At 71.5% G+C, this 12,501-nt stretch carries 10 protein-coding genes; 6 read left to right on the top strand and 4 right to left on the bottom strand.

Annotated features, from left to right (window positions below; genetic code table 11):
• Nucleotides 1-25: 25 nt before the first annotated feature.
• Both ACSQ2D_RS06590 and ACSQ2D_RS06585 read right to left on the bottom strand, forming a co-directional pair.
• Entirely contained in the window at nucleotides 26-1,063 is a 1,038-nt protein-coding gene (locus ACSQ2D_RS06590; RefSeq protein WP_435985174.1) for a hemolysin family protein, read from the bottom strand.
• A complete protein-coding gene (locus ACSQ2D_RS06585) occupies nucleotides 1,060-2,448 on the bottom strand; it encodes a hemolysin family protein (RefSeq protein WP_435985173.1) in 1,389 nt (462 codons plus the stop codon). Before ACSQ2D_RS06585 ends, ACSQ2D_RS06590 begins: the two co-directional genes overlap by 4 nt.
• A gap of 246 nt (nucleotides 2,449-2,694) precedes the next feature.
• Here ACSQ2D_RS06585 and ACSQ2D_RS06580 point away from each other — a divergent pair, with 246 nt between their 5' ends.
• From ACSQ2D_RS06580 to ACSQ2D_RS06560, 5 genes are all read left to right on the top strand, one after another.
• On the top strand, nucleotides 2,695-3,744 hold the full coding sequence (locus tag ACSQ2D_RS06580; protein WP_435985172.1) for an ABC transporter ATP-binding protein: 1,050 nt from the start codon (nucleotides 2,695-2,697) through the stop codon (nucleotides 3,742-3,744).
• Nucleotides 3,741-4,544, top strand: coding sequence for an ABC transporter permease (locus ACSQ2D_RS06575; RefSeq protein ID WP_435985171.1), 804 nt, complete (start codon nucleotides 3,741-3,743; stop codon nucleotides 4,542-4,544). Before ACSQ2D_RS06580 ends, ACSQ2D_RS06575 begins: the two co-directional genes overlap by 4 nt.
• A 158-nt stretch (nucleotides 4,545-4,702) precedes the next feature.
• On the top strand, nucleotides 4,703-8,605 hold the full coding sequence (locus ACSQ2D_RS06570; protein WP_435985170.1) for a multifunctional oxoglutarate decarboxylase/oxoglutarate dehydrogenase thiamine pyrophosphate-binding subunit/dihydrolipoyllysine-residue succinyltransferase subunit: 3,903 nt from the start codon (nucleotides 4,703-4,705) through the stop codon (nucleotides 8,603-8,605).
• 187 nt (nucleotides 8,606-8,792) lie between these two features.
• On the top strand, nucleotides 8,793-8,969 hold the full coding sequence (locus ACSQ2D_RS06565) for a DUF6104 family protein (protein ID WP_020142973.1): 177 nt from the start codon (nucleotides 8,793-8,795) through the stop codon (nucleotides 8,967-8,969).
• 3 nt (nucleotides 8,970-8,972) lie between these two features.
• Nucleotides 8,973-9,824 carry a GDSL-type esterase/lipase family protein gene (locus tag ACSQ2D_RS06560; RefSeq protein WP_435985169.1) on the top strand — a complete coding sequence of 284 codons (852 nt, stop codon included), beginning with the start codon at nucleotides 8,973-8,975 and terminating at the stop codon, nucleotides 9,822-9,824.
• On the opposite strand, the gene ACSQ2D_RS06555 is transcribed toward ACSQ2D_RS06560, so the two are convergent.
• Complete coding sequence (locus tag ACSQ2D_RS06555; protein WP_435985168.1) at nucleotides 9,817-10,254, bottom strand: hypothetical protein; 438 nt, start codon at nucleotides 10,252-10,254, stop codon at nucleotides 9,817-9,819. The genes ACSQ2D_RS06560 and ACSQ2D_RS06555 overlap by 8 nt on opposite strands.
• 343 nt (nucleotides 10,255-10,597) lie before the next feature.
• Here ACSQ2D_RS06555 and ACSQ2D_RS06550 point away from each other — a divergent pair, with 343 nt between their 5' ends.
• The gene (locus ACSQ2D_RS06550) at nucleotides 10,598-10,846 is read left to right on the top strand and encodes a WhiB family transcriptional regulator (protein WP_020142976.1); all 249 of its coding nucleotides are present in this window, start codon (nucleotides 10,598-10,600) and stop codon (nucleotides 10,844-10,846) included.
• Between the two features lie 98 nt (nucleotides 10,847-10,944).
• On the opposite strand, the gene ACSQ2D_RS06545 is transcribed toward ACSQ2D_RS06550, so the two are convergent.
• Nucleotides 10,945-12,432, bottom strand: a complete 1,488-nt coding sequence (locus ACSQ2D_RS06545; protein WP_435985167.1) for a sensor histidine kinase — start codon at nucleotides 12,430-12,432, stop codon at nucleotides 10,945-10,947.
• Nucleotides 12,433-12,501 lie beyond the last annotated feature (69 nt).

Raw genomic sequence — 12,501 nt, 5'->3', positions numbered from 1 at the left:
CGACCACCACGACGGTGACGACCCGTCAGCGCTGGGTCGTGTCGGTGACCTCGCCGACGAGCTCCTCGAGGACGTCCTCGAGGAAGACGACCCCTGTCACCACGGCGTCGTCGTCGATGACGCGCGCGAGGTGGGCGCCCGTCAGCTGCATCGTGGCGAGCACGTCCTCGATGTCGTCGTCCTCGCGCACGGTGGCGAGCCGACGGACCCGCTTGGGCGGGATCGGCTGCTCGTGCCGCTCGTCGTCGGCGTAGAGGATGTCCTTGAGGTGCAGGTAGCCGGCGATCTCGCCCGCCGCGTCGCGGACCGGGTAGCGCGAGAAGCCCTGCTTGGCGACGAGGCGCTCGATGTCGGCAGGCGTCGCGCCCAGCTCGACGGTCGTCAGCGAGCGCACGTCGACCGCCACCTCGCGGGCCCGCTTGTCGGAGAACTCGAGCGTCTTGGCCACGAGGCCGTGCCGCTCCTCCTCGATGAGGCCCTCGCGACGGGACTCCCCGACGATGTGGGCCACCTCCTCGACGGTGAACGCCGACGTGATCTCGTCCTTGGGCTCGACCCCGAAGAGACGCACCAGGGCCTTGGCGATCACCTCCATGGCGTGGATGATCGGGCGCAGGGCGCTCGCGATGACGAACAGCGCCGGCACGAGGACGATTGCCGCGCGGTCGGGGCCGGCGATCGCGAGGTTCTTCGGGATCATCTCGCCGACGACGACGTGCAGGTAGGACACGATGAGCAGCGCGAGCGCGAGGGCCACGCCGCTCGCCCACGCGTCGGAGAGGCCCCAGCCGTGGAAGATCGGCTCGAGCAGGTGGTGCAGCGCCGCCTCGGCGAGGGCACCCAGGCCGACCGAGCACACGGTGATGCCGAGCTGGGCGGTCGCGAGCATCGACCCGAGCCGCTCCAGGGCGAGCAGGCAGGACTGCGCGCGCTTGCTGCCCGCGTCGGCCAGGGGCTCGAGCGTCGAGCGTCGCACGGCCATGGCGGCGAACTCGGCGCCGACGAAGAAGGCGTTGCCGAGCAGCAGGAGGACCGAGACGAGGTAGACCCAGGCGCCGCTCACGACCGCTCCCCCGCATCCGGGGCGGACGGCATACGACCGGTTCGGTCCGACGACTTGTCGGACGCGTCCGGTCCGCCCGGCGGCAGCGACTCCGGGTCGGGCACGAAGCGCAGCCGGTCGACCCGGCGCCCCTCCATGCCGACGACGTTGATGCGCCAGCCGGGCAGCCGGACGACGTCACCGACGACGGGGACCCGGCCGAGGCTCGTCATGACGAAGCCGCCCATCGTCTCGTAGGTCGACCCGTCCGGGACGTCGGCGTCGAAGGCGTCGCGCACCTCGTCGGGGCGCCACAGCCCCGGCACGGTCCACGACCCGTCGATGAGCTCGCGCCCACCCTGCCGGCTGCGGTCGTGCTCGTCGGAGACCTCGCCGACGATCTCCTCGACGACGTCCTCGAGCGTGACGATGCCCGAGGTGCCGCCGTACTCGTCGACGACGACGGCCATCTGGAAGCCGCCTTCACGCAGCTCGCGCAGGAGCGGGTCGAGGCGGATCGTCTCGGGGACGACGAGGCGGTCGGACATCAGCGCCGACACGGGGACGTCCTTGCGGCGCTCGTGGGGCACGGCCATCGCCTTCTTGACGTGGACGACCCCGTCGATGTCGTCCCAGTCCTCACCGAGGACCGGGAAGCGCGAGTGGCCGGTGCGCCGCGACAGGCGCAGCACGTCGTCGGCGGACTCCTCGCGGTGGATGCCGGTGCACCGTACGCGCGGCGTCATGACGTCGTCGGCCGTGCGCTCACCGAAGCCGAGCGACCGCGTCAGCATCCGTGCGGTCGTGACGTCGAGGGTGCCGGCCTCGGCCGAGCGCTGGACGAGGCTCGCGAGCTCCTGCGGCGTCCGGGCGCCCGACAGCTCCTCCTGCGGCTCGATGCCGAGCGCGCGCAGGAAGGCGTTGGCCGAGCCGTTGAGCACGATGATGAGCGGCTTGGCGACGACGGCGAAGACGCGCACGGGCAGCGCCACGACCTTGGCCGTCGCGAGCGGTGCGGAGATGCCGAGGAACTGCGGCAGCAGCTCGCCGAAGACCATCGAGAAGATCGTCGCCAGCAGGAGGGCGAGCGCGCTCGAGACCGCCTCGACCATGCCCGCGCTCAGACCGAGCGCCTCGAGCGGACCGGCGACGAGGACCCCGATCGAGGGCTGCGCGAGGTAGCCGACGACGAGAGTCGTGATGGTGATGCCGACCTGGGCCGCCGACAGCTGCGTCGAGAGCTGCTTGAGCGACTGGAGCACGACGCGGGCCCGCGAGTCACCCTCGTCGATGGCCCGCTGCACCGTGGGCCGGTCGAGGGCCACGAGGGAGAACTCGGCCGCGACGAAGAGCGCGGTGCCCGCCGTGAGCAGCACGGCGCCCAGGACGAGGAGCCACTCGGTCACGGCCGGGCCGCCCGTCCGGGCGTGCCTGTGGCGACGGCAGTGGTGACCTGGCTGGTGGCGGGGGTGGCCGGACCCTGGTCGCGGAGGGAGGTCATGGTGCGCCCAACTATAGGGAGACACGGCGGCCACGGCGGCCCGGGCCACCTGCACCGACCTCCGTGTGGAGGGGGTGTGCGGTGTGGTTGAGTTGGGCCCACCACGGCGGGGGCCGTGGCGCCCGCGCGGGCCGACGGAGGGAGCACGGTGGTGCACGGACGACCGGAGTTCACCGGACGCATCGAGGTGCGCGGGCTGACGAAGCGGTTCGGCTCCTTCACGGCCGTCGACCACCTCGACTTCGACGTCGAGCCCGGCCGCGTGACCGGATTCCTCGGCCCCAACGGCAGCGGCAAGACGACGACCCTGCGCATGCTGCTCGGTCTCGTGCGCGCCACCGACGGCACGGCGACGATCGACGGCCACCGCTACGCCGAGATCCCCAACCCGCTCACGGTCGTCGGGTCCGCGCTCGAGGCGACGAACTTCCACCCCGGCCGCACCGGGCGCAACCACCTGCGCGTCCAGGCCGCCGTCGCCGGCGTGCCCGACTCGCGCGTCGACGAGCTGCTCGAGCTCGTGGGCATCCCCGCCGCTGCGCGCAAGCGGGCCGGCGGCTACTCCATGGGCATGCGCCAGCGGCTCGGCCTCGCCGGCGCCCTGCTCGGCGACCCCCGCGTCATCATCCTCGACGAGCCGGCCAACGGCCTGGACCCCGAGGGCATCCGCTGGCTGCGCGGCTTCCTGCGCCACCTCGCCGACGAGGGCCGCACGCTGCTCATCTCGAGCCACATGCTCTCCGAGGTCGAGCAGACGGTCGACGACGTCGTCATCATCGCCAACGGCCAGCGGGTCGCCCAGGGCACCGTCGCCGAGCTGCGGGGCGAGCCCACGGCATACGTCCGCACGTCCGACCCGGACCGCCTCTCCGAGGCGCTGCGCGGTCGCGGGCTCACGGTCACGCCCAGCGGGCGCGGTCTGCGCGTCACGACCGAGGACCTCGCCGTCGTCGGGGACGTGGCCCACGCCAGCGACGTCGCCATCCACGAGCTGCGCAGCGAGCAGACCCACCTCGAGGAGCTCTTCTTCAACCTCACCGAGAGCGAGGCGCACCGCAACCGCAACCTGGGGCTCGACGCCCCGGCAGGAGGAGGCGTGCCCGCCGACCTCCCGCCGCCGAGCGGGCCCCCCGTCGATCCCGCCCTGCTCGCCGAGCCCACGCCGCCGAGCCCTGCCGACCACGAAGGAGACCCGCGATGACCGCGGCGGTGCGGGCCGAGCTCCGCAAGCTCTTCACGACCCGCCTGTGGTGGGGCATGGCCATCGCCGTGTTCCTCAGCGGCGCGGCGTTCGCCGTGCTCTTCGCGTTCGTCTTCACGAGCGACGCCCTGCAGGGCCCCCAGGCCGCGGCGGCGCCCACGACCGACGTCGCCATCGCCAAGGCCGTCTTCACCGGCGGCCTGCAGGTCGGCTACCTCCTGACGCTGTCGATCGGCGTGCTCACGATCGGCTCGGAGTACCGCCACCAGACGATCACGGCGACCTTCCTGGCGATCCCGCGCCGCGGCCGCGTCATGGCCGCCAAGGTCATCTCGCTGCTCGCGATCGGCGTGCTCTACGGCCTTCTCTCGCTCGCGGGCGCCGTCGGCGCGGGCACCCTCGTGCTCACGTCCAAGGGCATCGCCCCCTTCGCCGACCCGGCCATCTGGCGCACCCTCGCGCTCTCCCTGCTCGTGCTCGGCCTCTGGGCCCTCATCGGTCTCGGCGCCGGCATCCTCATCCCCAACCAGGTCGCCGCGCTGCTCATCTCCGTCGCCGTCGCGTGGATCGTCGAGCCCGTGCTCGGGCTCGTGCTCGCCCTGACCGACTGGGGCAAGAGCATCTCCCCGTACCTGCCGAGCCGGGCCACGAGCGCCATGCTCGAGTCGACGAGCGGCGGCTTCGACGGTCAGCCCGTCGACCAGCTCTCCTGGTGGGCGGGCGCGCTCGTGCTCATGGCGTATGCCGCCGTGATGGCCGGTCTCGGCACGTGGCGCACGCTGCGCGCCGACATCAGCTGACGCTCCCCCCGGCGTGGCCCCGGCAGACGTGACGAACGCCTCGCGGAACCTCGGGCTCGACATCCGAGCCGCCGTCCGGTATCAGAGCATTCAGGTCTAGGCTTGACCCCTGTATAGGCAACGACGCACCCGAGCCAAACGAAAGAGGCGCATTCGCCGTGTCCGATCAGTCCACGTCCGGTGACCCGATTGCAGCATTCGGGCCGAACGAATGGCTCGTCGACGAGCTCTACCAGCAGTTCCTGACCGACAAGACCTCGGTCGACAAGGCCTGGTGGGGGTTCTTCGAGGACTACCGGCCGGGTGAGGCCGACACGAGCGCGGCCCCGGGCCGCACGGCGACCGCGACCAAGCCGCAGACGACCAGCGCGCCGGCCAACGGGTCCTCGTCCAACGGCTCGCCCAACGGCACCTCCGCCCAGGCCCCGGCGCAGAGCCCCGCACCGGCTGCGAAGAGCGCGCCGAAGGTGGCGCCCGCGCCCCCCATGAAGACCCCCGCCGCGCCTGCTGCACCGGCTGCGAAGGCCGAGCCCAAGGCGGAGCCCACGACGGAGGCCAAGGCGGCACCCAAGGACGAGCCGGCGGCCGAGCCCCCGAAGCCGCGCGACATCCCGGCCGTCAAGGGCACCGGGCCGGTCAACGACGACCAGGTGACCCCGCTGCGCGGCGCGTCCTCGCGCGTCGTGGCCAACATGGAGGTCTCGCTGACCGTCCCGACCGCGACGAGCGTGCGCGCCGTCCCGGCCAAGCTGCTCATCGACAACCGCGTCGTCATCAACAACCACCTCGCCCGTTCGCGCGGGGGCAAGGTGAGCTTCACGCACCTCATCGGCTACGCCATGGTCAAGGCCCTGGCGCTCATGCCCGAGATGAACAACGGCTTCACCGAGAAGGACGGCAAGCCCGCCCTCGTCGTGCCGGCCCACGTCAACTTCGGCCTCGCCATCGACCTGCAGAAGGACGACGGCAGCCGCACGCTCGTCGTGCCCTCCATCAAGTCGGCCGAGGAGATGGACTTCGTCCACTTCTGGACCGCCTACGAGGACGTCGTCCGCAAGGCCCGCGGCAACAAGCTGACCGTCGAGGACTTCCAGGGCACGACGATCTCGCTGACCAACCCGGGCGGCATCGGCACCGTGCACTCGGTCCCGCGCCTCATGAAGGGCCAGGGCGCCATCATCGGCGTCGGTGCCCTCGACTACCCCGCCGAGTGGCAGGGCGCGAGCAACGAGACGCTCAACAAGAACGCCGTGAGCAAGATCCTCACGCTCACCTCGACGTACGACCACCGGATCATCCAGGGCGCCCAGAGCGGCGACTTCCTGCGGGTCATCCACCAGCTGCTCCTCGGCGACAACCGCTTCTACGACGAGATCTTCGAGTCGCTCCGCATCCCCTACGAGCCGATCCGCTGGGTCCAGGACGTCGACTCCTCGCACGACGACGACATCAACAAGGTCGCCCGCGTCCAGGAGCTCATCCACGCCTACCGCGTGCGCGGTCACCTCATGGCCGACACCGACCCGCTCGAGTACAAGCAGCGTCGCCACCACGACCTCGACGTCACGACGCACGGCCTGAGCCTCTGGGACCTCGACCGCACCTTCGCGACCGGCGGCTTCGGCGGCTACCCGTTCCTCAAGCTCCGCAAGATCCTCGGCATCCTGCGTGACTCGTACTGCCGCACCGTCGGCATCGAGTACATGCACATCCAGGACCCCGAGCAGCGCAAGTGGATCCAGAACAAGGTCGAGCGGCCCTACGAGAAGGCCAACCGCGACGAGCAGATGCGGATCATGCGCCGCCTCAACGCCGCCGAGGCCTTCGAGACGTTCCTCCAGACGAAGTTCGTCGGGCAGAAGCGCTTCTCGCTCGAGGGCGGCGAGTCCGTCATCGCCCTGCTCGACCGCATCCTGTGCCGCGCCGCGAGCGAGAACCTCGACGAGGTCTGCATCGGCATGCCGCACCGTGGCCGCCTCAACGTGCTGGCCAACATCGCCGGCAAGTCCTACGGCCAGATCTTCCGCGAGTTCGAGGGCACCCAGGACCCCAAGTCGGTCCAGGGCTCGGGCGACGTGAAGTACCACCTCGGCACCGAGGGCGAGTTCGTCTCCGAGGACGGCAGCAAGACCAAGGTCTACCTCGCCGCCAACCCGAGCCACCTCGAGGCCGTCAACCCGGTGCTCGAGGGCATCGTCCGCGCCAAGCAGGACCGGCTCAACCTCGCCGGCGAGTCCTTCACCGTCCTGCCCGTGCTCATGCACGGCGACGCGGCCTTCGCCGGCCAGGGCGTCGTCGCCGAGACGCTCAACCTCTCGCAGCTGCGCGGCTACCGCACGGGCGGCACGATCCACGTCGTCATCAACAACCAGGTCGGCTTCACGACCTCGCCGAGCAGCTCGCGCTCGTCGGTCTACTCGACCGACGTCGCCCGGATGATCCAGGCGCCGATCTTCCACGTGAACGGTGACGACCCCGAGGCCTGCGTGCGCGTGGCCGAGCTGGCCTACGAGTTCCGCCAGGAGTTCAACAAGGACGTCGTCATCGACCTGGTGTGCTACCGCCGACGCGGTCACAACGAGGGCGACGACCCGTCGATGACGCAGCCGCTCATGTACAACCTCATCGAGGCCAAGCGCTCGGTCCGCAAGCTCTACACCGAGTCGCTCATCGGCCGCGGCGACATCAGCGTCGAGGACGCGGAGGCCGCGCTGCGCGACTACCAGCAGCAGCTCGAGCGCGTCTTCGTCGAGACCCGTGAGGCCAAGAAGGCGCAGGCCGACACGCCGGCGCCGGCCCGTGACCGAGACCGCGACTCCGACGCCCCCGACAACGCCGGCCTCGAGCGCCCGACGGCGCAGGTCCAGGACGACGAGGCACCGGTGCGTTCGGCCACCGAGACGGGCGTCCCGGCCAGCGAGATCGTCCACATCGGCGAGACCTTTGCGAGCCCGCCCGAGGGCTTCACGATCCACCCGAAGCTCAAGCAGCTGATGGACAAGCGGGCCCAGATGGTCCACGAGGGCGGCATCGACTGGCCGATGGCCGAGCTGCTCGCCTTCGGCACCCTCCTCAAGGAGGGCACGCCGATCCGGCTCGCCGGGCAGGACAGCCGCCGCGGCACGTTCGTGCAGCGCCACGCGGTGCTCATCGACAAGAACACCGCGGAGGAGTGGACGCCGCTGCTCTACCTCGGCGAGGGGCAGGCCCGCTTCTGGGTCTACGACTCGCTCCTGTCCGAGTACGCCGCGATGGGCTTCGAGTACGGCTACTCCGTCGAGCGTCCCGACGCGCTCGTGCTGTGGGAGGCGCAGTTCGGCGACTTCGGCAACGGCGCGCAGACGATCGTCGACGAGTTCATCTCGAGCTCCGAGCAGAAGTGGGGCCAGCGCAGCTCAGTCGTGCTGCTGCTCCCGCACGGCTACGAGGGCCAGGGTCCCGACCACAGCTCGGCGCGCATCGAGCGATACCTGCAGCTCTGCGCCGAGAACAACATGACGGTCGCCTACCCGTCGACGGCCGCGAGCTACTTCCACCTGCTGCGTCGACAGGCCTACGCCCGTCCTCGCACCCCGCTCGTCGTCTTCACGCCGAAGTCGATGCTGCGCAGCAAGGCGGCGGCCAGCCCCGTCGAGGCCTTCACGCAGGGTGGCTTCCAGCCGGTCCTGGCCGACCACGAGGGCGTCACCAAGGACGTCACGCGGGTGCTCTTCGCCAGCGGCAAGATCGTCCACGAGCTCGACGCCGAGCGCGAGAAGCGCGGCGACACCTCGACGGCCGTCATCAGGGTCGAGCAGCTCTACCCCATCCCCGAGCAGGAGATCGTCGACGTCGCCGCGAAGTACCCCGGCGCCGAGCTCGTGTGGGTCCAGGACGAGCCGCGCAACCAGGGCGCGTGGCCGCTCATGGCCCAGTGGCTCCACGAGGACCTCTGCGACCTGGGCGAGACCCGGCCGTGGCGCGTCGTGGCCCGCAAGGCTGCGGCCTCCCCGGCCACCGGCTCCTCGAAGAAGCACGCGGCCGAGCAGGCCGAGCTCATGGAGCGCGCGTTCGGGCGCTGAGCCCACCTGCCCGCGCTCGACCGCAGACCGAGCACCCGAGGGACCCCGCCACGGCGGCGGGGTCCCTCGCCGCATCCCCGGTGAGACGGCATACGCACGCTGTCGTCGTCGCCTCGGGAGGCGCCGATGTGCCCGGTCCTCGGCCCGCCTCCGCAAGCCCCACCCCGGCACGCGATAACCTCCCCACGTGTACTTCACCGACAGGGGCATCGAGGAGCTCGCGGCGCGCCGCGGCGAGGACGAGGTCACCATCGAGTGGCTCGCCGAGCAGCTGCGCACGTTCGTCGACCTCAACCCCGAGTTCGAGGTGCCGGTCGAGCGACTCGCGACGTGGCTCGCCCGGCTGGACGACGACGAGGACTGAGCAGTGAGCGACCGCAGCGACAGGGCCGAGACGCACGCCGACGCGCCGAGGGAGCCCTACGGCGTGGGCCCGGCCTACCCCTCGTCCCACACCCAGTTCACCACCGACGCCCCGGGGCGGTATGCCGCCGCGCCCGCTCCCGAGCCCGCCGCGCCCACCGCACCTGCCGCCGCCGCGCCTGCGGCCTCCCAGGACGCCCCTGCCGACGCCCCCACGGACGACCCGTACTACGCCCCGAGCGCCGAGTTCACCGTCGCGGAGGGGATCCGTGACGTCGGCATGGTCTTCGTCGGCGCCTCGATGACGGCCGGCTACGGCGACCCCAAGGGCCTGGGTTGGGTCGGGCGCGTCGTGGCCCGCACGCAGCACCCCGACCTCGACCTCACGGCCTACAACCTCGGCGTGCGCGGCAACACCTCCGGCGACGTCGTGGCCCGCTGGAGCGCCGAGTGCCACCCGCGCTGGAAGGGCCGCGCCGAGCGCCGTCTCGTGCTCAGCGTGGGCACCGGCGACCTCCTGTCGGGCATGACGATGGCCCGCTCGCGGCTCAACCTCGCCAACGTCCTCGACGAGGCGACCAACGCGGGGATCGGCGTCTTCGTCGTCGGCCTGACGCCGACGCTCGACGACGAGATGAACCGCAAGATCGAGGCGCTCGCCGAGGCCCAGGCCGACGTGTGCTCACGACGCGGCATCACCTACGTGGACTGCTACCGCCCGCTCGCCACCCACGACCAGTGGATGGCCGACCTCGCCGCGAGCCCGGACCGCGCGCACCCCGGGCAGGCGGGCTACGGCCTCATCGCCTGGCTCGTGCTCCACAACGGCTGGAACGACTGGCTCTCGCTCAGCTGACGACGTCGGTGTCGCGCTCGCCGTCGGGACCCTCGGGGCCCTCGTCGGCCCGGCGCCCCGGTGCCGACACGGCGGCGACGATGCTCGCCACCGCGACGAGCCCGACGGCCAGGGCCACGGGCGTGCGGTCCGACTCGTGCAGCGACCACGCGACGGGCAGCAGGAGCGCGTTCCAGAGCACGGTGGGCGTGCGCGGCCAGTCGGCGGCGCGGGCCCAGCCCCGGGCGAGCGCGAGCAGGCCGAGCCCGAAGACGAGGATCAGCGCGCCGGAGGTCGCCGCCCGCGTGACGTCGTCTGTGGCGCCCGTCACCATCTCGTAGACGTAGAAGCCGGCGAAGCCGAGGACTGCAAGGGCCTCGAGGAGCGTGAGCAGCCCTGCGGCACGGTGGGATCCGTGCACCTGGCGGCTCGGGGAGGTCGATTCGGTCACCTCGTCAGCCTAGCGATCCGGCCGTCCCGGGCCGTCGGGGCGGGTCGCGGGCCCCACCGACCGCCCGGAGGTATGGAACTGGGAGCCGTCTGCCGATAGACTCAATCCTTGGTGTGATCCGCGCCCAAGGCGTTGAACACGGACATGGTTGCTGGTCACACTGGATCATGGCCCTCAACGCGTACGGAACAACTTCGTGCGCGTTTCCGTTGGTCAGGGGGTCATCCCCCCGCACGACGACACCATGACTTGGCTCCGACAACGACGCTGGCGCCCCGAGCACATGCACCGCCCGACACCCGGCGTCGGTGCCAACCGAGATACATGAAGGAGCACGATCCACATGGATTGGCGCGACCGCGCTGCCTGCCTGGAGGCCGATCCGGAGCTGTTCTTCCCCATCGGGAACACCGGCCCGGCCATCCTGCAGATCGAGGAGGCGAAGGCTGTGTGCCGGACCTGTCCGGTCATGGACACCTGCCTCAAGTGGGCCCTCGAGACCGGCCAGGATGCCGGCGTGTGGGGCGGCCTCTCCGAGGACGAGCGCCGAGCCCTGAAGCGCCGCAACGCGCGGGCCCGCCGCGCAGGCTGAGCCCCCGCACGACCATCGTCGTCGAGCCCGGTGACCCTCTCAGGTCGCCGGGCTTTTGGCTGCCCGCGTATGCCGTCCCCTGACGGCCGCGGCCACGCTCAGGAGATCGGGCGCAGGCTCGCGGTGAACCGGGCCCGGGTGCCGTGCGGCACGACGGCCTCCCAGGAGATGCGGCCCTGGAGGTCGCTGACGAGCGACTGGACGATCTGGGTCCCGAGGCCCGAGCCCGGCCGGCGCGCGGAGTCGATCCCCTTGCCGTCGTCCTCGACCGAGACGACGACCATCTGCTGACCGCGCTCGTCCGACTGCCGCTCGATGAAGATGCGGACCTCTCCCCCGGCGTCGCCGAGACCGTGCTCGATGGCGTTCTGGACGAGCTCGCTCATGATCATCGCGAGGGACGTCGCGTCCTCGGCCCGCAGGCGCCCGAACGAGCCCTGCGTGACGGTGTGGACGGGCGCGCCGTTCGCCGAGACCTCGACGACGGCGTTGAGGCCGCGCTGGGCGATCGTGTCGAACTCGACGGTCTCGTCGAAGCCCTGGCTCAGCTGGTCGTGCACCATGGCGATGGTCCCGACCCGACGCTCGGCCTCGGCGAGCGCGATCTTGGCCTCGCCGTCGGGGAGCCGGCGCGACTGGAGACGCAGCAGGGCGGCGACGGACTGGAGGTTGTTCTTGACCCGGTGGTGGATCTCGCGGATCGTCGCGTCCTTCGTCATCAGCTCACGCTCGCGCCGGCGCAGCTCACCGACGTCGCGCATGAGCACGATCGCGCCGAACCGCTGCCCGGCCTCGGTGAGCGGGATGGCGCGCATGGAGACGGTCGTGCCGCCCGCCACGACCTCGGTGCGCCAGGGCTGTCGGCCGGTGACGACGAGCGGCAGCCCCTCGTCGACGGGGTAGGACTCACGGACGTTGTCGGTGACGATCTGGGCCAGGCTCGCCCCGACCACCTCGCCGAGGTGCCCGAGGCGGTGCAGGGCGGAGACGGCGTTCGGGCTCGCATAGGTGACGATGCCGTCGACGTCGAGCCGGATGACGCCGTCGCCGACGCGCGGCGCACCACGCCGCAGGCCCGTCGGGGCGCCGCTGTGCGGGAACTCGCCCCCGGTGACCATGCGGCACAGGGCGTCGGCCGTGGCGAGGTAGGTCAGCTCGAGGCGGCTGGGCGTGCGGGTCGTCCAGAGGTTCGTGTGGCGGGTCAGGACGGCGACGACGTGACCGCCGCGGACGACGGGGATGTACTCCTCGCGCACCGACTGGTCGGCTCCGTGCTCGTGGGGGACGACGACCTGGCGGACCCGCAGGATGCGCTGCTCGGCGGCGGCCTCGTCGAGCAGGTCCCGGGTGCGGCCGGGATCGGCGATGCGGCCCACCTGGTCCTCGACGAAGACGAGCTGGCCCGTCGTCGGACGCACGTGCGCGACGGCCTCCCAGCGGTCGCTGATCGACCGGACCCAGAGCACGAGGTCGGCGAACGAGAGGTCGGCGACGAGCTGCCAGTCACCGACGAGCAGCTGCAGCCACTCGACGTCGTGGTCGGGCAGGTTCGTCCGGCCGCGCAGGAGCTCGCTCAGGGTTGCCACGTCCCGAGCCTAGTGAGCCTGCCTGCTCGTCCGTCGAGTGCCCTCGTCCCAGTCGAGTGAGCGCCCCGC

Origin of the sequence: Terrabacter sp. LjRoot27 (assembly GCF_964254175.1) — a bacterium.
Classification (GTDB): domain Bacteria; phylum Actinomycetota; class Actinomycetes; order Actinomycetales; family Dermatophilaceae; genus Terrabacter.
This window is presented reverse-complemented; position numbering and strand designations above follow the sequence as displayed.

Bases quoted from the DNA above. Each gene is read 5' to 3' on its own strand.
- ACSQ2D_RS06575 (WP_435985171.1), top strand. From the start codon at position 3,741: ATGACCGCGGCGGTGCGGGCCGAGCTCCGCAAGCTCTTCACGACCCGC.
- ACSQ2D_RS06550 (WP_020142976.1), top strand. From the start codon at position 10,598: ATGGATTGGCGCGACCGCGCTGCCTGCCTGGAGGCCGATCCGGAGCTG.